The organism is Micromonospora tarensis (assembly GCF_016803395.1).
GTDB lineage: Bacteria > Actinomycetota > Actinomycetes > Mycobacteriales > Micromonosporaceae > Micromonospora > Micromonospora tarensis.
In genome coordinates, this window is the sequence record NZ_JAEVHL010000288.1 from 1 (window position 1) to 7339 (window position 7339).

Consider the following 7339-nt stretch of genomic DNA (forward strand, 5'->3'; position numbering starts at 1 on the left):
GGTGCCGGAGGGCAACTCCAGGCGGTCGGTGATCCGCCCCCGGGCGGCGAGCAGCGACTCGAAGGTGTCGCGCCGGTAGTCCGGAAAGAGACCGGCGGGCTTGTTGGCGAGCAGCCGGGTGGCCATCGGGTCCTCCGGATGGACGAACTCCAGCACCAGCGCGCCGCCGGGCGCGGTCAGCCCGACCAGCCAGTCGACCACCTCCGGCAGCGGCACGTTGCGTCCGATCGCCAGGTGGTGCACGACAGCCAGGGCGAGGACCACGTCGGCGCGGGCCCGCTCGGCGAAGCCGGCCCGCTCGACGCCCCGCCAGCCGCCCCCCGGTGACGGGTCGGCCAGGTCCAGCACCAGCGGCAGGATCCGACGCTGCCCCTCGGAGCGCAGCTTGCGGTACAGCTCGTCGACCACTGTCGGGTCCTGCTCGACGGCGACCACGTAGTCGGCGTGCCCGGCCGCCAGTCGGGCGTACCGGCCGTCGTTGGCCCCGAGGTCGAGCACCAGCCGGGGGCGGGCGCCGGCGGCCACCGCGGCGGCCACGAACTGCTCCTTGGCGACCCGGTCGCGGGCCGAGTAGCCGCAGGTGCGCTGGTAGTCCGACCAGTGGCTGCCCGCCGGGCGGCGGTCCAGCTTGCCGACCAGCTTCTCGATGGCGCGTACGGTGGCGAGCAGCAACTCCCGGGAGAAGCCGGCGGCCCGCAGTTGGTCGCGGACGTCGCTGGTGCTGGCGGCGGCGTTGCGCTGCTGCATGGCCCCGTGCAGGTGCAGGTGGGTCAGCACGCCGGGGCGCAGCCGGCGGGCCCCGCCGAACAGGGGCCGCAGCTCGTCGGCCTCGATGCCGTCGACCCGGGCGCGCAGCCACGGTTGGAAGTCGACGCCCAGGTGGGCGGTGAGCATCAACGGGTAGAGCACGGTCTGGCAGAACTGCCGGTAGCCGGCCCAGGGTTCGCCGTCGCGGACCGGCTCGAAGGAGCCGATGTCGATGAAGACCGGCTCGGCCCCGCGCCACTGGAGGTTGTACGCGGAGCCGTCCTTGGTGGTGAAGCCCTCGGTGAGCGCGGCGCGCAGGATCTCCAGGTGCAGCAGGGCGGCGTCGCGCAGCATGCTGAACGACCACTCGTACGGGTGGGAGACGAACGGGATGCGTTCGTGGCGCAGCACGGCGGCCCACGGGGCGCCGGTCGCGGCGGGCACCAGCGTCGACGGGGCGTCCTCGGTGGCGCAGATCTTGCCCGCGGCGACGAGGGCCGGAAAGAACGTGCTGCCGGTCAGCGCCCGCCAGTGCGCGGCGGCCTGCGGGTCCAGCCCGCGCAGCACCTGGTCGCCAACGTGGAAGACCCGGTTGGCGGGGTCGCGGAAGGAGGCCGGCTCGGGCCGTACCCCGGTGGGTGAGATCGCCATCGTCGGGACGGGCCCGCTCACCGCTGGTCGGTGGGCTGCCGGCGGAACCGGTCGACCAGCCGTCGCCAGTAGAGCTTGGCGGCGACCGCGGCACCGGCCACCCCGCCGACGACCGCCTGCACGATCAGGCTGCCGGATCCCGCGTCCAGGTAGGCCAGATGTCTCACCGATCGCTCCTTGCCCTTGCCGTCTCGACACCGGCATCCCGGGCGTACACCGATGAGGCTTTTGACCCAGAAAGCCGGACTTGTCCATCACGGTACGCCGGTGGTCATCGCCGTCGCTCGGACATCGGCGTACTCCCAGCCTCGGCACAGAATGTGGCCGGGAACGCCGGACCTCGTCGGTACGCTGCGGACGTGCGCTGGATGATCGTGGACGCCCCGCTGGACTCCTCCGGCACCGGGCGCGGCGAGGAACGGGCGCCGGCCGCGCTGCGCCGGGCCGGCCTGCGCGACGCCCTGGCCGCCGACGACGACGGCAGATCGACGAGGCCCGGCTGCGCGATCCGACCCGGGAGCCGGCGAGCGGGGTGATCGGCGCGGCTGACCTGGTCCGCGCCGGAGCGGCGATCAGCGCACGGGTCGGCGCGCTGATCTCGGACGGCCACCGGCCGCTGGTGCTCGGCGGGGACTGCGCGATCCTGCCCGGCATCTGCCGGGCCCTGCCACCGGCGACCGACCTGTGGTTCGTCGACGCCCACCCGGACTTCCTCGACGGCACGACCTCACCCACCGGCGAGGCCGCCGACATGGACCTCTCGGTGATCACCGGGCACGGCCCCGCCGCCGCCGTCGGGCCGGCCGGCGCACTGATCGAGCCGAACCGCGTCCACCTGATCGGGCACCGCCCGGCCAGCGACGAGAGCAGCCGGGTCGAGGCGGCCCGGATCGACCCGGCCATCCACCAGGTGCCCGTCGCCGAACTGCTGCGCCGGGGTGCCGCGACGGTCGGGGCGGGCCTGGCCACCGAGGGCGACGGGCCGGCCTGGTTGCACCTCGACCTGGACGTGGTGGACCCACGGGACCTGCCCGCGGTGACCTACCCCGAGCCGGACGGGCCACGCTGGGCTGACCTCATCGCGCTGGTCACGCCATTGGCGCGCGCCGAACGGCTACTCGGCATGAGCGTGACGACCTGAACACCGACGAGGACCCCGACGGGCGCCACACCCGACGCGTCGTCGAGGTCCTCGCGCAGATGCTGGCCGGCTGACCGGGCCGTCGACGTGCTGCGCTCGGCCGCCACGACCGACCACGCGCCGGCGGGCTATCCGTCGGCGGTGGGGTTCGGCAGCCGGACGGTGAACACCGTCCGGCCCGGGCGGCTGTCCACCGCGACCGTGCCGTGGTGGGCCTCCACCACGGCCGCGACGATCGCCAGGCCGAGGCCGGTGCTGCCCTGCGCCCTCGACCGGGAGCTGTCGCCCCGGGCGAACCGTTCGAACACCTCCGGTTGCAGCCGCGCCGGCACCCCGGGCCCGTCGTCGGCGACGCTGAGCACGGCGGCGCCGCCGGCGCCGGCCAGCGTGGTGGTGACAGTGCTACCCGGCGGGGTGTGCAACCGCGCGTTGGCGAGCAGGTTAGCCACCACCTGGTGCAGCCGGGCGGCGTCGCCGGGCACCTCGATCGCCACCTCGGGCAGGTCGAGCCGCCAGCGGTGCTCCGGGCCGGCGACGTGCGCGTCGCTGACCGCGTCCAGCACCAGGGCGGTCAGGTCGACCGGTTCCACCGCCAGCGGCCGGCCGGCGTCGAGGCGGGCCAGCAGCAGCAGGTCGTCGACGAGGCGGGTCATCCGGGTGCTCTCCGACTCCACCCGGCGCAGCGCGTGCGCCACGTCGGCCGGCACCTCGTCGCGGCCCCGCCGGGCCACCTCGGCGTAGCCCCGGATCGCCGCGAGGGGCGTCCGCAACTCGTGGCTGGCGTCGGCGACGAACTGGCGTACCCGGGTCTCGCTGGCCTGCCGGGCGGAGAGCGCGTCGGCGACGTGGCCCAGCATCCGGTTCAGCGCCGCGCCGACCTGACCGACCTCGGTCCGTGGATCGGTGTCAGCGGTCGGGACCCGGACGGCGAGCGCCACCTCGCCGCGGTCCAGGGGCAGTTCGGTGACCCGGGTGGCGGTGGCCGCCACCCGGTTGAGCGGGCGCAGCGTGGCCCGCACGATCAGCGCGCCGGCGGCCCCGGCGACGACCAGCCCGGCGGCAGCGACCCCGACCTGCGCGGCGACCAGCCACCAGATGGTCTCCCGCACGCCGGACAGGGGGAACGCGACGACGCGTACCCGGCCGTCCCAGTACTGCCGGGCCACGGCCCGATAGGCGCCGCGCGCGCCGAGCTCGACGGTGCGGGGCGCGGCGGCGACCGGCAGGTCCGCCAGCACGGCGACCTCCCCCACCGGGACGCTCTGCTCGTCGGGGAACGGGTCGTCGCCGGACGGGCTGTCGGTCAGGGTCCGCGCGCTCGTCACCCGACCGTCGGTGATCACCGCGACGACCGTGCCGGACGGTGACCCGGCGGGGATGGCCAAACCGTTGCCCGGGAAGGCCGGCCGCCCCGGACGGTCACCCCGGATGACCGTCGCGGGCGCCAGCTGGGCGTCGAGGCGGGCGATCAGGAAGTGCCGCAGCGCCACAGTGGTCAGCCCGCCGATGGCGACGCTCACCACCGCCAGCAGCGCGAGCAGCGCGAACACCAGTCGGGTACGCAGGGAGCGGCCGGCCAGCCAGCGCCGGGCGGCCCGCAGCCGGCGGCGGTCAGTCGGCGGGCCTGAGGACATAGCCCGCGCCGCGCAACGTGTGGATCATCGGCGGCCGGCCGGCGTCGATCTTCTTGCGCAGGTACGAGATGTACAGCTCCACCACGTTGGCCTGGCCACCGAAGTCGTAGTTCCACACCCGGTCCAGGATCTGCGCCTTGCTCAGCACCCGGCGCGGGTTGCGCATCAGGTAACGCAGCAGCTCGAACTCGGTAGCGGTGAGGGTGACCAGTTGGCCGTCCCGGCGCACCTCGTGGCTGTCCTCGTCGAGGCTGAGGTCACCGACGGTCAGGACCGCGTCCTCCCGGGCGGCCACCGCGAACCCGGAGCGGCGCAGCAGCGCGCGCAGCCGGGCGATCACCTCTTCCAGGCTGAACGGTTTGGTCACGTAGTCGTCGCCGCCTACGGTCAGCCCGGCGATGCGTTCCTCGACCGCGTCGCGGGCGGTCAAGAAGAGCACCGGCACGGTGGGGGCGTCCTGGCGCAGCCGGCGCAGCACCTGGAAGCCGTCCAGGTCGGGCAGCATCACGTCGAGCACCACGGCGTCCGGCTGGAACCGCCGGGCGGTGCTCAACGCGGTCATGCCGTTGCCCGCGCTGCGGACCTGCCAGCCCTCGTAGCGCAGCGCCATCGACAGCAGGTCGGTGAGCGTCGGCTCGTCGTCGACCACCAGCACCCGCACCGGGTCGCCGTCGGGGCGACGCAGCTCGATCCGGCCCGGTGCCACCTGCCCGTTCATGACCATGCCGGCCATGGTGGCCGGGAACCCTGTACCGGGCCCCTGCGGGAGCTGTGCGCCAGCTGTGCGGCCCGGTCGGCGTGCCACCGGTCAGCCCCGCCTCGTGGTCACTCGGACACCCCGTAGGCGTCGGTGCGCACGAAGCGCATGCTCCAGCCGCCAGCCTGGTCGGGGCGGTCGCGCTCGTAGAGGTGGTCGGGGCCGGGCTGCACCGAGCCGGTGCCGTCGGGATGCCGCATGATCCAACGCTGTGGTGGGGTGCCGTCCGACCCGGCCGGCAGCAGCCGGACCAGGCCGTCTGCGGGCCCGCCGACGAAGCGTACGGTGACCTCGCCCATGCCGGTGCCCCCTCGGGTGACCATGCCGGCACAGTCGGTGACGCCGGCCCTGGCTCGCAAGCTACCGCACCCACCGCCGTGGCGCTGCGAGCTGCACGGGTCGACCGGTCGTGAACCAGGCACCGGTTTGCCCAGTTCGGAGCCCGGGTACCGCGATCGGAGCACTCGCCGCCGGCGGGTCGAGGGCGAGGAGTGGTCGATGCGCACGCTGGACGGGCGGTATCAGCTCAAGCAGCGCATCGGCGTGGGCGGCATGTCGGAGGTGTGGCGGGCACACGACCGGGTGCTCGACCGACCGGTCGCGGTGAAGCTCATCGCGCCTGGCCCCGACGACCGGCAGGGCCCGGTGGAGCGGATCCGCGCGGAGGCCCGGTGGGCGGCCCGCCTCGAGCACCCGAACGTGGCGAGCGTGCACGACTTCGGCACCTCCTCGACGTGGCCGGGTCAGCCGATGCCCTACATCGTGATGGAGCTGGCCGAGGGTGAGACGCTCGCCGTGCACCTGCGGGCCGGCCCGCTGGACTGGCGCATCGCGGCGCGGGTCTGCGCCGAGGTCGCCGCCGCGTTGGCCGCCGCGCACGTGGAGGGCATCGTGCACCGCGACGTCAAACCCGCGAACGTCATCCTCACTCCCGCCGGAGTGAAGGTGCTCGACTTCGGCATCGCCACCCCGGCCGGCACCTCCGATCCGATGCCGGACGGGATGGTGCTGGGCACTCCGGCGTACCTCGCACCCGAGCAGCTCGACGGCGCGCCGGCCACCCCCGCCGCCGACATGTACGCCCTCGGCGTGCTGCTCTACTACAGCCTCACCGCCCGGCTGCCGTACCAGGCGACCACCGCCAGCGAACTGCTCGACGTACGCCGTCGTCAGGCGCCGCAGCCGCTGCCGTCGATCGACGGGCTCCCGCCGGAGGTGGCCGAGCTGTGCCACTCCTGCCTCGCCGACGACCCCGAGCAGCGCCCCACCAGCCTGGTCGCGGCGTTGCTGCTGGCCGAGGCCGTGGACGCCCGGGTGTACGTGCCGATGACCATCCCGACGACCCGCCAGCCGACCCAGCCGTCCCCGTGGACCGACCGGGCCGCCGCCGAGGCCACCGAGGCCATCGCGGTGGCCGAGGCGATGTCGGTCGCCGGGCCGCACCGGTCGGCGAGCCGGTGTCGGCCAACTCGGCGCGGCCGGCGAAGCAATGTCGGCCAACTCGGCGCGGCCGGCGAGCCGGTGTCGGCCAGCTCGGTGCCGGCCGGCGAGGGGGTGTCGGTGGCCGAGGAGGCCGACCGGCCGGGGCGGGCTGCCGGGCGCTGAGTCCCCGCTCAGTGGCGTTTCGCCGGGCGGCGGCCGGGTAGCCGACCCGGTGAGCGACGGGAGAAACGCGATGCCGGATCAGAGTTCCTGGCTGCGTGAGGCCACAGCGACCGCCGAGGGCGGTCATGTACGCACCGACGATGGCGGGCTCTCCACCGCGCTGGCGTCACCGCTGGCGCCGCACTGCACCGGGTTGACCCCGGAACAGTTGCTGGCCGCGGCCTTCGCCTCCTGCCTGCACCACGCGGCGGTGGAGGTGGCTGGGGAGATCACCGACGAAGCCCACACCGTACAGGTCCGGGCGGAGGCGAAGCTCGGGCGTGACAACGACGGACGGTACCGGGCCGACGTGCACGCGGAGATCAGCTCCGCCGGCCTGAGCCGGGACCAACTGGCCGACCTGGTCGAGTACGCCGACCGGCTCTGGCCCTTCTCCAGCGGCGACGCGAGCCGTCACCGGCTGACCGTCACACCAGCCGAGAACGGCCGGCACTGACCCGGCGCGCCCAGACTGCCGCAATCAGGCCCGGCCTTCATGATCGTGCTCGATCCCGGTTGTAGTGGCGTCCGTTGGTGCTGGAAGGCCCTCTTTCCCGGATCGGGCACGATCATGGTTGGTCAGCGCCGGGCGAGATCTTGCCAGCAAGGCAACCGCCGCCGCGACGCCTCATAGGGCGACGCGCCACTTGCGCACGACACCACTGCGCGCGACACCACACGGGCACGACACCACACGGGCGCGGCACCACACGGGCACGGCACCACACGGGCACGACACGACACCACACGGCGCGGCACCACACG

9 protein-coding genes are annotated in these 7339 nt (G+C 74.3%); 4 read left to right on the forward strand and 5 right to left on the reverse strand.

Annotated features, from left to right (window positions below):
- Together JM949_RS31530 and JM949_RS31535 are read right to left on the reverse strand one after the other, a co-directional pair.
- Positions 1 to 1398: class I SAM-dependent methyltransferase (locus tag JM949_RS31530; RefSeq protein WP_203151757.1), on the reverse strand; the 1398-nt coding region annotated here is incomplete at its 3' end.
- A gap of 17 nt (positions 1399 to 1415) precedes the next feature.
- Positions 1416 to 1565 carry a hypothetical protein gene (locus tag JM949_RS31535; protein ID WP_179778832.1) on the reverse strand — a complete coding sequence of 50 codons (150 nt, stop codon included), beginning with the start codon at positions 1563 to 1565 and terminating at the stop codon, positions 1416 to 1418.
- A 192-nt stretch (positions 1566 to 1757) separates the two neighbouring features.
- On the opposite strand from JM949_RS31535, the gene JM949_RS31540 reads away from it, so the two are divergent.
- Both JM949_RS31540 and JM949_RS31545 read left to right on the forward strand, forming a co-directional pair.
- A complete protein-coding gene (locus tag JM949_RS31540) occupies positions 1758 to 1934 on the forward strand; it encodes a hypothetical protein (RefSeq protein ID WP_203151752.1) in 177 nt (58 codons plus the stop codon).
- Positions 1931 to 2539 (forward strand): arginase family protein, encoded by a 609-nt coding sequence (locus JM949_RS31545; RefSeq protein ID WP_203151753.1) that lies wholly within the window; start codon positions 1931 to 1933, stop codon positions 2537 to 2539. The genes JM949_RS31540 and JM949_RS31545 overlap by 4 nt, the downstream gene beginning before the upstream one ends.
- A 128-nt stretch (positions 2540 to 2667) precedes the next feature.
- Here JM949_RS31545 and JM949_RS31550 read toward each other — a convergent pair whose 3' ends face one another.
- The 3 genes from JM949_RS31550 to JM949_RS31560 all read right to left on the reverse strand — a co-directional run bounded on the left by JM949_RS31550 (position 2668) and on the right by JM949_RS31560 (position 5253).
- A complete protein-coding gene (locus JM949_RS31550; RefSeq protein WP_203151754.1) occupies positions 2668 to 4173 on the reverse strand; it encodes a sensor histidine kinase in 1506 nt (501 codons plus the stop codon).
- Positions 4151 to 4897: a response regulator transcription factor gene (locus tag JM949_RS31555; protein ID WP_203151755.1), complete on the reverse strand. Its 747-nt coding sequence runs from the start codon at positions 4895 to 4897 to the stop codon at positions 4151 to 4153. The genes JM949_RS31550 and JM949_RS31555 overlap by 23 nt, the downstream gene beginning before the upstream one ends.
- A gap of 101 nt (positions 4898 to 4998) precedes the next feature.
- Positions 4999 to 5253, reverse strand: coding sequence for a hypothetical protein (locus JM949_RS31560; RefSeq protein ID WP_238434238.1), 255 nt, complete (start codon positions 5251 to 5253; stop codon positions 4999 to 5001).
- Positions 5254 to 5428: 175 nt separating this feature from the next.
- Here JM949_RS31560 and JM949_RS31565 point away from each other — a divergent pair, with 175 nt between their 5' ends.
- Both JM949_RS31565 and JM949_RS31570 read left to right on the forward strand, forming a co-directional pair.
- On the forward strand, positions 5429 to 6535 hold the full coding sequence (locus tag JM949_RS31565; RefSeq protein WP_203151756.1) for a serine/threonine-protein kinase: 1107 nt from the start codon (positions 5429 to 5431) through the stop codon (positions 6533 to 6535).
- A gap of 70 nt (positions 6536 to 6605) precedes the next feature.
- A complete protein-coding gene (locus tag JM949_RS31570; RefSeq protein WP_030332593.1) occupies positions 6606 to 7031 on the forward strand; it encodes an OsmC family protein in 426 nt (141 codons plus the stop codon).
- Positions 7032 to 7339 lie beyond the last annotated feature (308 nt).

Bases quoted from the DNA above. Each gene is read 5' to 3' on its own strand.
- JM949_RS31555 (WP_203151755.1), bottom strand. From the start codon at position 4,897: ATGGTCATGAACGGGCAGGTGGCACCGGGCCGGATCGAGCTGCGTCGC.
- JM949_RS31570 (WP_030332593.1), top strand. From the start codon at position 6,606: ATGCCGGATCAGAGTTCCTGGCTGCGTGAGGCCACAGCGACCGCCGAG.
- JM949_RS31550 (WP_203151754.1), bottom strand. From the start codon at position 4,173: ATGTCCTCAGGCCCGCCGACTGACCGCCGCCGGCTGCGGGCCGCCCGG.
- JM949_RS31560 (WP_238434238.1), bottom strand. From the start codon at position 5,253: ATGGTCACCCGAGGGGGCACCGGCATGGGCGAGGTCACCGTACGCTTC.
- JM949_RS31565 (WP_203151756.1), top strand. From the start codon at position 5,429: ATGCGCACGCTGGACGGGCGGTATCAGCTCAAGCAGCGCATCGGCGTG.